This is a genomic window from Pseudomonas sp. DR 5-09, from assembly GCF_001655595.1.
Taxonomy (GTDB): Bacteria; Pseudomonadota; Gammaproteobacteria; order Pseudomonadales; family Pseudomonadaceae; genus Aquipseudomonas; species Aquipseudomonas pharyngis.
Map to the genome: position 1 here is coordinate 1 of NZ_CP011566.1, position 13,676 is coordinate 13,676.

Annotated in this window: 10 protein-coding genes; 5 read left to right on the forward strand and 5 right to left on the reverse strand. The window is 59.8% G+C overall.

Annotated features, from left to right (window positions below):
• Positions 1–384 precede the first annotated feature (384 nt).
• The 4 genes from dnaA to gyrB are packed head-to-tail and all read left to right on the forward strand — an operon-like array spanning position 385 to position 6,592.
• Positions 385–1,908 carry a chromosomal replication initiator protein DnaA gene (dnaA, locus tag PDR5_RS00005; protein WP_064592399.1) on the forward strand — a complete coding sequence of 508 codons (1,524 nt, stop codon included), beginning with the start codon at positions 385–387 and terminating at the stop codon, positions 1,906–1,908.
• A gap of 39 nt (positions 1,909–1,947) precedes the next feature.
• Positions 1,948–3,051: a DNA polymerase III subunit beta gene (dnaN, locus tag PDR5_RS00010; protein WP_011331733.1), complete on the forward strand. Its 1,104-nt coding sequence runs from the start codon at positions 1,948–1,950 to the stop codon at positions 3,049–3,051.
• Positions 3,052–3,065: 14 nt separating this feature from the next.
• On the forward strand, positions 3,066–4,169 hold the full coding sequence (gene recF, locus PDR5_RS00015) for a DNA replication/repair protein RecF (protein ID WP_007911886.1): 1,104 nt from the start codon (positions 3,066–3,068) through the stop codon (positions 4,167–4,169).
• Positions 4,170–4,174: 5 nt separating this feature from the next.
• Entirely contained in the window at positions 4,175–6,592 is a 2,418-nt protein-coding gene (gyrB, locus tag PDR5_RS00020; RefSeq protein WP_011331734.1) for a DNA topoisomerase (ATP-hydrolyzing) subunit B, read from the forward strand.
• A gap of 63 nt (positions 6,593–6,655) precedes the next feature.
• Here the strand turns inward: gyrB and PDR5_RS00025 are convergent, their stop codons facing one another.
• A complete protein-coding gene (locus tag PDR5_RS00025; RefSeq protein WP_064592400.1) occupies positions 6,656–7,372 on the reverse strand; it encodes a response regulator transcription factor in 717 nt (238 codons plus the stop codon).
• 166 nt (positions 7,373–7,538) lie between these two features.
• On the opposite strand from PDR5_RS00025, the gene PDR5_RS00030 reads away from it, so the two are divergent.
• Positions 7,539–9,080 carry a sensor histidine kinase gene (locus PDR5_RS00030; RefSeq protein ID WP_064592401.1) on the forward strand — a complete coding sequence of 514 codons (1,542 nt, stop codon included), beginning with the start codon at positions 7,539–7,541 and terminating at the stop codon, positions 9,078–9,080.
• 157 nt (positions 9,081–9,237) lie between these two features.
• On the opposite strand, the gene PDR5_RS00035 is transcribed toward PDR5_RS00030, so the two are convergent.
• The 4 genes from PDR5_RS00035 to glyQ form a co-directional block, all read right to left on the reverse strand.
• Entirely contained in the window at positions 9,238–10,017 is a 780-nt protein-coding gene (locus PDR5_RS00035; protein WP_064592402.1) for a lysophospholipid acyltransferase family protein, read from the reverse strand.
• A gap of 82 nt (positions 10,018–10,099) precedes the next feature.
• Positions 10,100–10,639 (reverse strand): D-glycero-beta-D-manno-heptose 1,7-bisphosphate 7-phosphatase, encoded by a 540-nt coding sequence (gmhB, locus tag PDR5_RS00040; RefSeq protein WP_165369524.1) that lies wholly within the window; start codon positions 10,637–10,639, stop codon positions 10,100–10,102.
• Between the two features lie 4 nt (positions 10,640–10,643).
• On the reverse strand, positions 10,644–12,698 hold the full coding sequence (gene glyS / locus PDR5_RS00045) for a glycine--tRNA ligase subunit beta (protein ID WP_064592404.1): 2,055 nt from the start codon (positions 12,696–12,698) through the stop codon (positions 10,644–10,646).
• A complete protein-coding gene (gene glyQ / locus PDR5_RS00050; protein WP_003187265.1) occupies positions 12,695–13,648 on the reverse strand; it encodes a glycine--tRNA ligase subunit alpha in 954 nt (317 codons plus the stop codon). Before glyQ ends, glyS begins: the two co-directional genes overlap by 4 nt.
• Positions 13,649–13,676: the final 28 nt, after the last annotated feature.

The following is a 13,676-nucleotide window of genomic DNA, read 5'->3' on the forward strand; positions in this document are numbered from 1 at the left end:
AAAGCTTTTCTGTAAAGCTTGTAAAAGCTAGGCACACGGTTCTCTGTGGATAACTGGCTAAAGGCCTTGTTTCAAGCGATGTACAGAGAATGACAACTACAGTGGAAAACCGTGTTCAGCCTGTGCTGCGCTGTCGGATAACCTGTGTGTGGAATGGGTTGTTATCCACAGGCTGGTTATCCACCGAGTTTCGCCCCCGGTTGTCCAGTGTGCTCAGATAGGGTTATCCACAGAGCTTATGCACACACCGTCGGTCGCCTTTTTCTCGTTTAACGCATTGATAAATCATGTCCACCGGGCAACCTGCATGTGGATAAGTAGACGACTGGCCGCTACAATGGCCGCTTGTTTTTGCCTCACCGGCTTTCAACTTAGGGGATATCCGTGTCAGTGGAACTTTGGCAGCAGTGCGTGGAGCTTTTGCGCGAAGAGCTGCCTGCCCAACAATTCAACACCTGGATCCGTCCACTACAGGTCGAAGCCGAAGGCGACGAGTTGCGCGTCTACGCACCGAACCGTTTTGTTCTGGACTGGGTCAACGAAAAGTACCTGGGGCGCGTCCTTGAACTGCTGGATGAGCATGGCAACGGTCTGGCACCGTCGCTCTCCTTATTAATAGGCAGCAAACGCAGTTCAGCGCCGCGTGCCGCACCGAATGCGCCATTGGCTGCTGCGCAAGTGTCCCAGGCTCAGGCCAATGCCGCGCCGGCCAGCGCGCCAGCGCCAGCTCCCACGCCTGCACCGACCAAGCGTTCGACGCAGAAAACCGAAGAAATCAGTGAAGAGCCGTCCCGCGACAGCTTCGATCCGATGGCCGGTGCCGCTTCGCAACAAGCCCCGGTTCGCGCCGAACAGCGCACCGTGCAAGTCGAAGGCGCGCTCAAACACACCAGCTACCTGAATCGCACCTTCACCTTCGAAAACTTCGTCGAAGGTAAATCCAACCAGCTCGCCCGTGCGGCGGCCTGGCAGGTGGCAGACAACCCGAAGCACGGCTACAACCCGCTCTTCCTTTATGGAGGCGTGGGTCTGGGTAAGACCCACTTGATGCACGCGGTGGGCAACCATCTATTAAAGAAGAACCCGAATGCCAAGGTCGTATACCTGCATTCCGAGCGTTTCGTGGCCGACATGGTCAAGGCGCTGCAACTGAACGCGATCAACGAGTTCAAGCGTTTCTACCGTTCGGTGGACGCCCTGTTGATCGACGACATTCAGTTCTTCGCCCGCAAGGAACGTTCCCAGGAAGAGTTTTTCCACACCTTCAACGCCCTGCTTGAAGGTGGCCAGCAGGTCATTCTCACCAGTGACCGCTACCCGAAAGAAATCGAAGGCCTTGAAGAGCGCCTCAAATCCCGCTTCGGCTGGGGCCTGACGGTTGCCGTCGAGCCGCCGGAACTGGAAACCCGCGTCGCCATCTTGATGAAGAAGGCCGACCAGGCCAAAGTCGAGTTGCCACACGATGCGGCGTTCTTCATTGCCCAGCGTATTCGCTCCAACGTCCGTGAGCTGGAAGGCGCGCTGAAACGCGTGATCGCCCACTCGCACTTCATGGGCCGCGACATCACCATCGAGTTGATTCGCGAATCCCTGAAAGACCTGTTGGCGCTGCAGGACAAACTGGTCTCTGTGGATAACATTCAGCGCACCGTCGCCGAGTACTACAAGATCAAGATCTCCGACTTGCTGTCCAAGCGCCGTTCGCGTTCGGTCGCTCGTCCGCGTCAGGTCGCCATGGCATTGTCCAAGGAACTGACCAACCACAGCCTGCCGGAAATCGGCGATGTGTTTGGCGGTCGCGACCACACGACCGTGTTGCACGCCTGCCGCAAGATCAATGAACTTAAGGAATCCGACGCGGACATCCGCGAGGACTACAAGAACCTGCTGCGTACACTGACCACTTGATGAACACCAGCGCAGCTTATTAAGGCAAGGGACTAGACCATGCATTTCACCATTCAACGCGAAGCCCTGTTGAAACCCCTGCAACTGGTCGCAGGCGTCGTCGAGCGCCGACAGACCTTGCCGGTACTGTCCAACGTGCTGCTGGTTGTCGATGGCCAGCAACTGTCGCTGACCGGTACCGACCTGGAAGTCGAGCTGGTCGGTCGCGTGCAACTCGAGGAGCCGGCTGAAACGGGTTCCATCACCGTGCCTGCGCGCAAGCTGATGGACATCTGCAAGAGCCTGCCAAACGATGCGCTGATCGACATCAAGGTCGACGAGCAGAAGCTGGTGGTGAAAGCCGGCCGTAGCCGTTTCACCCTGTCGACCCTGCCGGCCAACGATTTCCCGACTGTGGAAGAAGGCCCGGGTTCGCTGACCACCAGCCTGGAACAGAGCAAGCTGCGTCGCCTGATCGAACGCACCAGTTTCGCCATGGCTCAACAGGACGTGCGTTACTACCTCAACGGTATGTTGCTGGAAGTGTCGACCGGTGTGATCCGTGCCGTGGCTACCGACGGTCACCGTCTGGCCATGTGCTCGATGCAGGCCGACATCGGCCAGCAGGATCGCCATCAGGTGATTGTGCCGCGTAAAGGTATTCTCGAACTGGCACGTCTGCTCACCGAGCCGGATGGCAATGTCAGCATCGTGCTGGGCCAGCACCACATCCGCGCGACCACCGGCGAATTCACCTTCACCTCGAAGCTGGTCGACGGCAAGTTCCCGGACTACGAGCGTGTTCTGCCGAAAGGCGGCGACAAATTGGTACTGGGCGATCGTCAGGCGCTGCGTGAAGCATTCAGCCGTACCGCGATTCTGTCCAACGAGAAGTACCGCGGTATCCGTCTGCAACTGGCCAGCGGTCAGTTGAAGATCCAGGCCAACAACCCGGAGCAGGAAGAAGCGGAAGAAGAAGTAGGCGTGGAATACAACGGCGGCTCCCTGGAAATCGGCTTCAACGTCAGCTATCTGCTCGACGTGCTGGGCGTGATGACCACCGAGCAGGTTCGTCTGATCCTGTCCGACTCCAACAGCAGTGCGCTGGTGCAGGAGTCCGACAACGACGATTCGGCTTACGTTGTCATGCCGATGCGTCTGTAATCAGCTGACTCTGGATGTCGCTAAGTCGCGTCTCGGTCACCGCGGTGCGCAATCTGCACCCGGTGACCTTCTCCCCCTCTCCCCGAATCAACATTCTTTACGGCGCCAACGGCAGCGGCAAAACCAGTGTTCTGGAAGCCATTCACCTGCTGGGGCTTGCCCGTTCGTTTCGTAGCACGCGGCTGTTGCCGGTCATCCAGTACGAACAACTCGCCTGCACCGTATTCGGTCAGGTTGAACTTGCCGAGGGTGGCCATAGTGCATTGGGGATATCTCGCGATCGTCAGGGCGAGTTCCAGATTCGCATTGACGGTCAGAATGCCCGCAGTGCGGCACAACTGGCGGAGATCCTGCCGCTGCAGTTGATCAACCCCGACAGCTTCCGCCTGCTGGAAGGCGCGCCGAAGATTCGCCGGCAGTTTCTCGACTGGGGCGTGTTCCACGTCGAACCGCGGTTCATGGCCACTTGGCAGCGTTTGCAGAAGGCCTTGCGCCAGAGAAACTCCTGGCTGCGGCATGGTACACTTGACGCCGTTTCGCAAGCGGTTTGGGACAGGGAACTGTGTCAGGCCAGCGCTGAAATCGATGAATACCGCCGCGCTTACATCAAAGCCTTGAAACCAGTCTTTGAACAAACCTTGAGCGAACTGGTTGAGCTCGAAGGTTTGACGCTCAGCTATTACCGAGGCTGGGACAAAGACCGGGAATTGAGCGCTGTACTCGCTGGATCCTTGCAACGGGACCAGCAGATGGGTCACACCCAGGCTGGGCCACAACGGGCTGACTTGCGTCTTAGGTTGGGCGCACACAACGCCGCGGACATCTTGTCCCGGGGTCAGCAGAAGTTGGTGGTCTGTGCATTGCGGATTGCCCAGGGGCATCTGGTGAGCCAGGCCCGACGCGGCCAGTGTATTTATCTGGTGGATGACTTGCCGTCCGAGCTGGACGAGAGCCACCGTCGCGCGCTGTGCCGCTTGCTGGAAGACTTACGCTGCCAGGTTTTTATCACCTGTGTAGATCACGAATTATTGAGGGAAGGCTGGCAGACGGAAACGCCAGTCGCTCTGTTCCACGTGGAACAGGGCCGTATCACCCAGACCCACGACCATCGGGAGTGAAGGCATTGAGCGAAGAAAATACGTACGACTCATCGAGCATTAAAGTGCTGAAAGGCCTGGATGCCGTGCGCAAACGTCCCGGTATGTACATTGGTGACACCGACGATGGCAGCGGTCTGCACCACATGGTGTTCGAGGTGGTCGACAACTCGATCGACGAAGCGCTCGCCGGCCACTGCGACGACATCAGCATCATCATCCACCCGGATGAGTCCATCACCGTTAAAGACAACGGCCGTGGCATCCCGGTAGACGTGCACAAAGAGGAAGGCGTTTCCGCCGCCGAGGTCATCATGACCGTCCTCCACGCCGGCGGTAAGTTCGACGACAACTCCTACAAGGTATCCGGCGGTCTGCACGGTGTAGGCGTTTCGGTTGTGAACGCGCTGTCCGAAGAGCTGGTCCTGACCGTTCGCCGCAGCGGCAAGATCTGGGAACAGACCTACGTCCACGGCGTACCTCAGGCACCGATGGCGATCGTTGGCGACAGCGAAACCACCGGTACCCAGATTCATTTCAAGGCTTCCAGCGAAACCTTCAAGAACATTCACTTCAGCTGGGACATCCTGGCCAAGCGCATTCGTGAACTGTCCTTCCTCAACTCCGGTGTCGGCATCGTCCTCAAGGACGAGCGCAGCGGCAAGGAAGAACTGTTCAAGTACGAAGGCGGCCTGCGTGCGTTCGTTGAATACCTGAACACCAACAAGACTGCGGTCAACCAGGTGTTCCACTTCAACATCCAGCGTGAAGACGGCATCGGCGTGGAAATCGCCCTGCAGTGGAACGACAGCTTCAACGAGAACCTGTTGTGCTTCACCAACAACATTCCGCAGCGCGACGGCGGCACCCATCTGGTGGGCTTCCGCTCGGCACTGACGCGTAACCTGAACAACTACATCGAGCAGGAAGGTCTGGCGAAAAAGCACAAAGTTGCCACCACCGGTGACGATGCCCGTGAAGGCCTGACCGCGATCATCTCGGTGAAGGTGCCGGATCCGAAGTTCAGCTCCCAGACCAAAGACAAGCTGGTGTCTTCCGAAGTGAAGACCGCGGTCGAACAGGAAATGGGCAAGTACTTCTCCGACTTCCTGCTGGAAAACCCGAACGAAGCCAAACTGGTCGTCGGCAAGATGATCGATGCTGCCCGTGCCCGTGAAGCCGCGCGCAAGGCCCGTGAGATGACCCGTCGTAAAGGCGCGCTGGACATCGCCGGCCTGCCGGGCAAGCTCGCTGACTGCCAGGAAAAAGACCCGGCACTGTCTGAACTGTACCTCGTGGAAGGTGACTCCGCGGGCGGCTCTGCCAAGCAGGGACGTAACCGCAAGACCCAGGCCATCCTGCCGCTGAAGGGCAAGATCCTCAACGTCGAGAAAGCACGTTTCGACAAGATGATCTCGTCCCAGGAAGTGGGCACCCTGATCACCGCGCTGGGCTGCGGCATCGGTCGCGAAGAGTACAACATCGACAAGCTGCGCTATCACAACATCATCATCATGACCGATGCTGACGTCGACGGTTCGCACATCCGTACCCTGCTGCTGACCTTCTTCTTCCGTCAGTTGCCTGAGCTGATTGAGCGCGGCTACATCTACATCGCCCAGCCGCCGCTGTACAAAGTCAAGAAAGGCAAGCAAGAGCAATACATCAAAGACGACGACGCCATGGAAGAGTACATGACGCAGTCGGCCCTGGAAGATGCGAGCCTGCACCTGAACGAAGACGCCCCGGGCATTTCCGGTGAAGCGCTGGAACGTCTGGTGAATGACTTCCGCATGGTGATGAAGACCCTCAAGCGTCTGTCCCGCCTGTACCCGCAGGAGCTGACCGAGCACTTCATCTACCTGCCGGCCGTCAGCCTGGAAATGCTCGGCGATCACGCCAAGATGCAGGACTGGCTGGCCCAGTACGAAGTCCGTCTGCGCACCGTCGAGAAGTCGGGCCTGGTCTACAAGGCCAGCCTGCGTGAAGACCGCGAGCGTGGCGTGTGGCTGCCAGAGGTCGAACTGATCTCCCACGGCCTGTCGAACTACGTCACCTTCAACCGCGACTTCTTCGGCAGCAACGACTACAAGACCGTCGTCACCCTCGGCGCTCAACTGAGCACCCTGCTCGACGAAGGCGCGTACATCCAGCGCGGCGAGCGCAAGAAAGCGGTCACCGAGTTCAAGGAAGCCCTGGACTGGCTGATGGCCGAAAGCACCAAGCGCCACACCATCCAGCGATACAAAGGTCTGGGCGAAATGAACCCGGATCAGCTGTGGGAAACCACCATGGACCCAAGCGTGCGCCGCATGCTGAAAGTCACCATCGAAGACGCCATTGGCGCAGACCAGATCTTCAACACCCTGATGGGTGATGCGGTCGAACCTCGCCGTGACTTCATCGAGAGCAATGCCCTGGCGGTGTCCAACCTGGACTTCTGATCCTGGTCAGCACCAACGAAAAGGCCAACGCACCAGCGTTGGCCTTTTTTTATTGCCTGCGATTCACTCCCCTGCCGCCACACTCTCCAACCGATACCCATACCCATAAATCGTCAACAACTGCCAACCCCGATCCGCCGTCAGCCCGAGCTTGTTGCGCAGGCGATAGATATGCGTGTCCAGCGGTCGCGACGTGGACATCTCTTCGTGGGGCCAGAATCGTTCGTACAGGTAATCCCGTGACAGTGGTCGGCCGAGGTTGCTGAACAGACAATGGGCGAGGCGATACTCGCGCTCGGTCATGACGATCGGTTTACCGTCGCGGGTGACGGTGAGTTCGGCGTCGTCGAACACCAGGTCGTTGAAACGCAGAACCTCGGCCGGTGCGCTTCGTTGCAGGCTGTGCCGGCGCAATACCGCCGCCACGCGCGCCTTCAGTTCATTGGGCCGAAACGGCTTGCTGACATAATCGTCGGCACCCGCATTCAGGGCCTGGACGATATCGCTCTCACCATCGCGGCTGGTGAGCATGATGGCCGCCGGCGGGGCTTCCATGTGTTCGCGGGTCCAGCGCAGCAGCGCCAGGCCGGTGAGGTCGGGCAGTTGCCAGTCGAGGATCAGCAGGTCGAAGGTTTCCCGGCGCAACTGTCGCAGCAGGTCTTCACCGCTTTCGAAGCTGTGCAGTGACCAAGGCTGTCCTCCGGCCTCGGCCATTTGTTGCAGGGTCTGCTCGACCCGGCGCAGTTCGGCGGGTTCATCGTCCAGTATCGCAACGCGCATACGCGGTGGTTCCTTGTCGCTCGGGCAATGGGTGCCGACCGGATCGGCTCACTCCATGCAGTGAAAGTAAGCGGCACGCCGAGGGGTGAGCCGCTATGATTCTTCGGGTCTACGTCCTCAGACCGGCCGCCTATGAAACTATTCAACCCGCCCTGCCCTGTTCCCCATGAATAACCACCGCCGACGCGAAAGCCGCGTACCCAGCCAGGTTCAGCGTTTGTTCCGGCAACTGGTGCGCGAGTGGGTGTGGATAAGTCTAGTGCTGTTGCCGCTGACTGCACTGCTTTCCTGGCGTGCGCAGATCAATTTGCATGATCCGGCGCCGTTGATGGGCGCGGGACTTTCAGTTGTCTTGGTCGCGTGCGTACTTGGGTTGTTGCTGTGGCGCCCGCGTCTGGCACTCTGGCTGACATTGGGCGGGATGGCCGGCGTGCTGCTGACCAGTGCGGGTCTGGCGGAGATGAGGCGTTGGTGGTCGCCGACGCCGGCGGTGCTGGGCATGTTATTCGGTTATCTGATCTGGAACTGGCGACGCCTGAGTGTGGTGCTGACCTACTTCGGCTGGGAGCTGGCGCGGCTGGACAGTGAACCGAAAGTCTTTCCCGAACGGCGTCGGGCGCAGTTTCCCAGCGCCGACCGCTTGCAGGGGCAGATCATGGCGCTTGAGCAAGCCATGAGCCGTACCCGCGATACCCGCCGATTCATTGCCGACGGGCTGGAGTATCTGCCGGTCGCGACCCTGATCAGCGATCCACGGGGGCAAGTCTTGTTGGGCAATCGCAAGGCCCGCAGCCTGTTCGATCACAATCTGGTGGGCGAGGATGTGCTCGATCAACTGGCGAGCCTGGGCTATCCGGAGTTGTCCACAGAGTCGCGCCCACCGCTCTCCGAGCTGCCTCTGCTGGAGTTTCGTGACCACAAAGAACGTAGCCTGCGTCTGGAGCGCGCCGCTTTATTGCCGGTCGATGGCGACTTGCCGATCGGTTGGCTGCTGAGCCTCACTGACCTTAGCGCCGAACGCGCCGCCGAGGAGCAGCGCGGTGTGTTGCTGCGTTTTCTGTCCCATGACCTGCGTGCCCCCCATTCGGCGATTCTTGCCCTGCTCGAGGTGCACCGGCATCAGACAGGAACGGATTCGCCGCTGTTCGAACAGATTGAGCGCCAGGTACGCCGGGCGCTGGAACTCACCGACGGCTTCGTTCTGCTGGCCCGTGCGGAATCCGAGGCGTACCAGTTTCAACCGAGCCTGTTCGGGATGCTGGTCATGGACGTTCTGGATCAGGCGTTGCCCATCGCTCAGCAAAAACGCATCGAGCTCTTGAGCGACATGGACGAACAATCACAGGAGCGTCTGATTCTGGCCGATCAAGGCTTGTTGACCCGCGCCCTGTTCAACCTGCTGGAAAATGCGATCAAGTACAGCCCGGCCGGATCCACAGTGAATCTGCATGTCAGTTGCGACAACGACTGGCTGCGTTGTGAGCTGTCCGATCAAGGCAAAGGCATCGCTGCAGAAGAACTGCCTGACCTGTTCAGCCAGTACCGGCGGTTTTCCTCTGCGCAGGGTATCGATGGCGTGGGGCTTGGACTGTCGATGGTCAAAGCCGTTGTGGATCACCATGGCGGCCGAATCGAATGCCTGAGCGTGGTCGATCAAGGCACGACGTTCCGTCTGGAACTGCCACTGATTCCTGAAGAGCAGGCATAAAAAAACCGGCTATATCAGCCGGTTTCCTTACTTCCGAAAAAAACTTATGCACCTTTTACGGTGTTTTATCAGCTTCGGAAATATATAAGTAAATCAGTAAGTTAATTCGATAATTCGGGATTTTGCGAACAAACCGTACACAGGTTATCCACAAATCTCAGACAGCGATCTGATCGTTCGCAGCCGGTGCCTGAGGGGCCGGAGGCAGCGAGCCCATTTCCCGCTGCGTCTTCTCGTTCCACGCCTGCACCCGGTCATTCAGATCGGCGATGGCGCGCGGGCCACTGCCCTCGGCGTACATCGGCTCACCGATGACCACGGTGATCACACCCTGCTTTTTACCCCAACCGATTTTCGGCCAGAACTTGCCGGCATTGTGTGCAATCGGCAGTACCGGAAGCGCCGCATTCACCGCCAATGCGCTGCCACTGCGGGAGAACTTGCCGATGGTGCCATGGGGAACGCGAGTGCCTTCAGGGAAAATCAGCACCCAGACATCGTCCTTGAGCAGCTCGTCACCTTTCGCCGCCACCTGCTTGAGGGCGGCTTTCGGGTTGTCGCGGTCAATCGCGATCGGCCGCAGCATGGCCATCGCCCAGCCGAAGAACGGCACGTACAGCAGTTCGCGCTTGAGCACCTGGCTCAAGGGCGAGAAATAAGCGGAGAGAAAAAACGTCTCCCAGGTGCTCTGGTGGTTCGATTGAATCACGCAGGGCCGGTCAGGCACGTTTTCCGCGCCTTTGACTTCGTAACGGATACCGAGGAACACCTTGGTCAACCACAAGGCGCAACGGCACCAGTACACGTTGATGAAACGATAGCGCGCCTTGAACGGCAGAAAGGGCGCGATAAAAAAGCTCAGGCTGCACCACAGCAGAGCGGTGGTACCCAGCAGCAGGTAAAAGAGGAAGATTCTGATGGCCTGCAGTATCGACATGGCGACGTTTACCGTTACGGGCAATGCCCGACTGTTCAAGCGCACTCCCGATCAATCCCTGGTCAGGAACTTCAGAAGCACTCTAGTTGTGGATAAGTTCTGCGGCAATCGCCGCGAGATCGTCAAAAATCAGGGTGCCCACCGGCAAGGTCTTGGCCTGAGTCTTTTCGCCTTTCCCGGTCTTTACCAAAACGGGCTGTGAATCGACGGCTTTGGCGGCCTCCAGGTCACCAAGGCTGTCGCCGACGAACCAGACATTCGTCAGCGCGACGTCGTAATGCTGGGCGATGGTTTTCAACATCCCCGGTTTCGGCTTGCGGCAGTCGCAACCCTCGTCCGGCCCATGCGGGCAATACACGATCAGCCCGACTTCACCGCCCTGCTCCGCCACCAGTTCGCGCAGGCGCGCGTGCATGGCATCGAGGGTGGCGAGGTCGTAGTAGCCGCGAGCAATGCCCGACTGGTTGGTGGCGACCGCCACCGTCCAGCCGGCCTTGCTCAACTGCGCAATCGCTTCGATCGAGCCGGGGAGCGGAATCCACTCCTCCACCGACTTGATGTAAGCGTCGGAGTCGTAATTGATCACTCCGTCCCGATCGAGAATCAGCAGTTTCAACAGCAATCCCTCAACCCAGCAGCGAAATGTCGGCAACGCCCAGGAACAGGCCACGCAGACGCGCCAGCAGCGCGTAACGGTTGGCCCGCACATTGGCGTCGTCGGCATTGACCATCACCGCGTCGAAGAACGCGTCCACCGGCTCGCGCAGTGCAGCCAGGCGTGCCAGCGATTCGTTGTACTGACGCGCCGCAGCCATTGGTTGTACAGCCTGGTCCGCTTGCTGGATCGCCGAGTACAGCGAGAACTCGTTGGCGTTATCGAAGTACTTGGCCTGGACTTCGGTCGGCACCGAGCCTTCTACCTTGCTCAACAGGTTCGATACGCGCTTGTTCACCGCCGCCAGTGCTGCCGCTTCCGGCAGTTTGCGGAAGGCCTGAACCGCTTGCACACGCTGGTCGAAGTCCAGCGCCGAACCCGGCTTCAGGGCACGCACCGACAGGTAGGTGGCGACATCCACGCCTTCGTCTTCGTAACGCGCACGCAGACGGTCGAAGATGAATTCCAGCACCGCGTCGTTCAGGCCGGCAGCCTTGACCTTGGCACCGAAGGCATTCACGGCGAATGCCACGGCGTCGTTCAGGTCCAGATCCAGTTGTTTCTCGATCAGGATCCGCAGCACGCCCAGTGCCGCACGGCGCAGGGCATACGGGTCTTTGCTGCCGGTCGGCAGCATGCCGATGCCGAAGATGCCGACCAGGGTGTCGAGCTTGTCGGCAATGGCCACGGCCGCACCGGTCAGGGTGGCAGGCAGTTCAGCGCCGGCACCGCGCGGCATGTACTGCTCGTTCAGCGCCAGGGCGACGTCTTCCGGCTCGCCGTCATTGAGGGCGTAGTAGTAGCCGGCGACACCTTGCATCTCCGGGAACTCGCCGACCATTTCGGTCGCCAGGTCGCACTTGGACAGCAGGCCAGCACGGGCAGCCCACGAAGCGTTGCCGCCGATGCGTGCGGCAATGTAGGCCGCCAGTTTCGACACGCGCTCGGCCTTGTCGTAGACGCTGCCGAGTTTTTCCTGGAACACCACGTTCTGCAGGCGATCGTTGAACGCTTCGAGCTTCTGCTTCTTGTCCTGCTTGAAGAAGAACTCGGCGTCGGTGAGGCGTGGGCGAACCACCTTCTCGTTACCGGCGATGATCTGCTGCGGGTCTTTGGATTCGATGTTGGCCACAGTGATGAAACGTGGCAGCAACTTGCCGTCGGCATCCAGCAGGCAGAAATACTTCTGGTTGTCCTGCATGGTGGTGATCAGCGCTTCCTGCGGCACGTCGAGGAAGCGTTCCTCGAACGAGCACACCAGCGGCACCGGCCACTCGACCAGCGCGGTCACTTCGTCGAGCAACGCAGGAGGCACGATCGCGGTGCCTTCCTGACGGGTCGCCAGTTCTTCGGTGCGCTTGCTGATGATTTCGCGACGCTCGTTGGCGTCGGCCAGCACGTAGGCGGCACGCAGGTCGGCCAGGTAGCTCGACGGCGAACCGATGCGCACGCTTTGCGGGTGGTGGAAACGGTGGCCACGGGATTCACGGCCAGCCTTCTGCGCGAGGATCGTGCAGTCGATGACCTGATCGCCGAGCAGCATCACCAGCCATTGGGTCGGACGCACGAACTCTTCCTTGCGCGCCCCCCAACGCATGCGTTTCGGGATCGGCAGATCGTTCAGCGAGTCTTCGACGATGGTCGGCAGCAGGCTGGCGGTCGGCTTGCCGGCGATGTTCTGGCTGTAGCGCAGTTTCGGACCGCTCTGGTCGATTTCGCTCAACTCGACGCCGCACTTCTTGGCAAAACCCAGTGCCGCTTGAGTCGGGTTGCCTTCGGCATCGAACGCGGCCTGACGCGGCGGGCCGTCGAGGTTGATGCTGCGATCCGGCTGCTGGGTGGCCAGCGCAGTGATCAGCACAGCCAGACGGCGCGGCGCGGCGTAAACGGTTTTGCTCTCGTAATTCAGGCCAGCGGCTTGCAGGCCCTTGTCGATACCGGCCAGGAACGCTTCGGCCAAGGTGTTCAGGGCTTTGGGTGGCAGTTCTTCGGTGCCCAGTTCAACCAGAAAATCTTGAGCACTCATTGTGCAGCCTCCAGCTTGGCCAGTACTTCGTCACGCAGGTCCGGGGTTGCCATCGGGAAGCCCAGCTTGGCGCGGGCCAGCAGGTAGGCTTGGGCGACAGAACGCGCCAGGGTGCGTACGCGCAGAATGTATTGCTGACGCGCGGTCACCGAGATCGCCCGGCGCGCATCCAGCAGGTTGAAGGTGTGTGAGGCCTTCAGGACCATCTCGTAGCTTGGCAACGGCAGCGGCTGGTCGAGTTCGATCAGGCGCTTGGCTTCGCTTTCATAGAAGTCGAACAGTTCGAACAGTTTGTCGACGTTGGCGTGTTCGAAGTTGTAGGTGGACTGCTCCACTTCGTTCTGGTGGAACACGTCGCCGTAGGTCACTTTGCCGAACGGACCGTCAGCCCAGACCAGGTCGTAGACCGAATCCACGCCTTGCAGGTACATGGCCAGACGCTCGAGACCGTAGGTGATCTCGCCGGTCACCGGGTAGCACTCGATGCCGCCCGCTTGCTGGAAGTAGGTGAACTGAGTCACTTCCATGCCGTTCAGCCAGACTTCCCAGCCCAGACCCCAGGCGCCGAGGGTCGGCGATTCCCAGTTGTCTTCGACGAAGCGGATGTCGTGGACCAGCGGGTCCAGGCCGACATGCTTGAGGGAGCCCAGGTACAGTTCCTGGAAGTTGTCCGGGTTCGGCTTCAGGACCACCTGGAACTGGTAGTAGTGCTGCAGACGGTTCGGGTTTTCGCCGTAACGGCCGTCAGTCGGACGGCGGCTTGGCTGCACGTAGGCGGCGTTCCAGGTTTCCGGGCCGATGGCGCGCAGGAATGTCGCGGTGTGGAAAGTGCCGGCGCCTACTTCCATATCGTAGGGCTGAAGTACCACACAACCTTGCTCGGCCCAGTACTGCTGGAGCGCGAGGATCAAGTCTTGGAAGGTACGCACGGCTGGCGTAGGCTGGCTCACGAAATTCACCTGTTTCTTGGGCTGCGAT

What these genes read in the sequence shown, in the direction of transcription:
- glyS (WP_064592404.1), bottom strand. Translation starts at nt 12,698, where the DNA reads ATGAGTGCTCAAGATTTTCTGGTTGAACTGGGCACCGAAGAACTGCCA.
- dnaN (WP_011331733.1), top strand. Translation starts at nt 1,948, where the DNA reads ATGCATTTCACCATTCAACGCGAAGCCCTGTTGAAACCCCTGCAACTG.
- recF (WP_007911886.1), top strand. Translation starts at nt 3,066, where the DNA reads ATGTCGCTAAGTCGCGTCTCGGTCACCGCGGTGCGCAATCTGCACCCG.
- PDR5_RS00030 (WP_064592401.1), top strand. Translation starts at nt 7,539, where the DNA reads ATGAATAACCACCGCCGACGCGAAAGCCGCGTACCCAGCCAGGTTCAG.
- PDR5_RS00025 (WP_064592400.1), bottom strand. Translation starts at nt 7,372, where the DNA reads ATGCGCGTTGCGATACTGGACGATGAACCCGCCGAACTGCGCCGGGTC.
- PDR5_RS00035 (WP_064592402.1), bottom strand. Translation starts at nt 10,017, where the DNA reads ATGTCGATACTGCAGGCCATCAGAATCTTCCTCTTTTACCTGCTGCTG.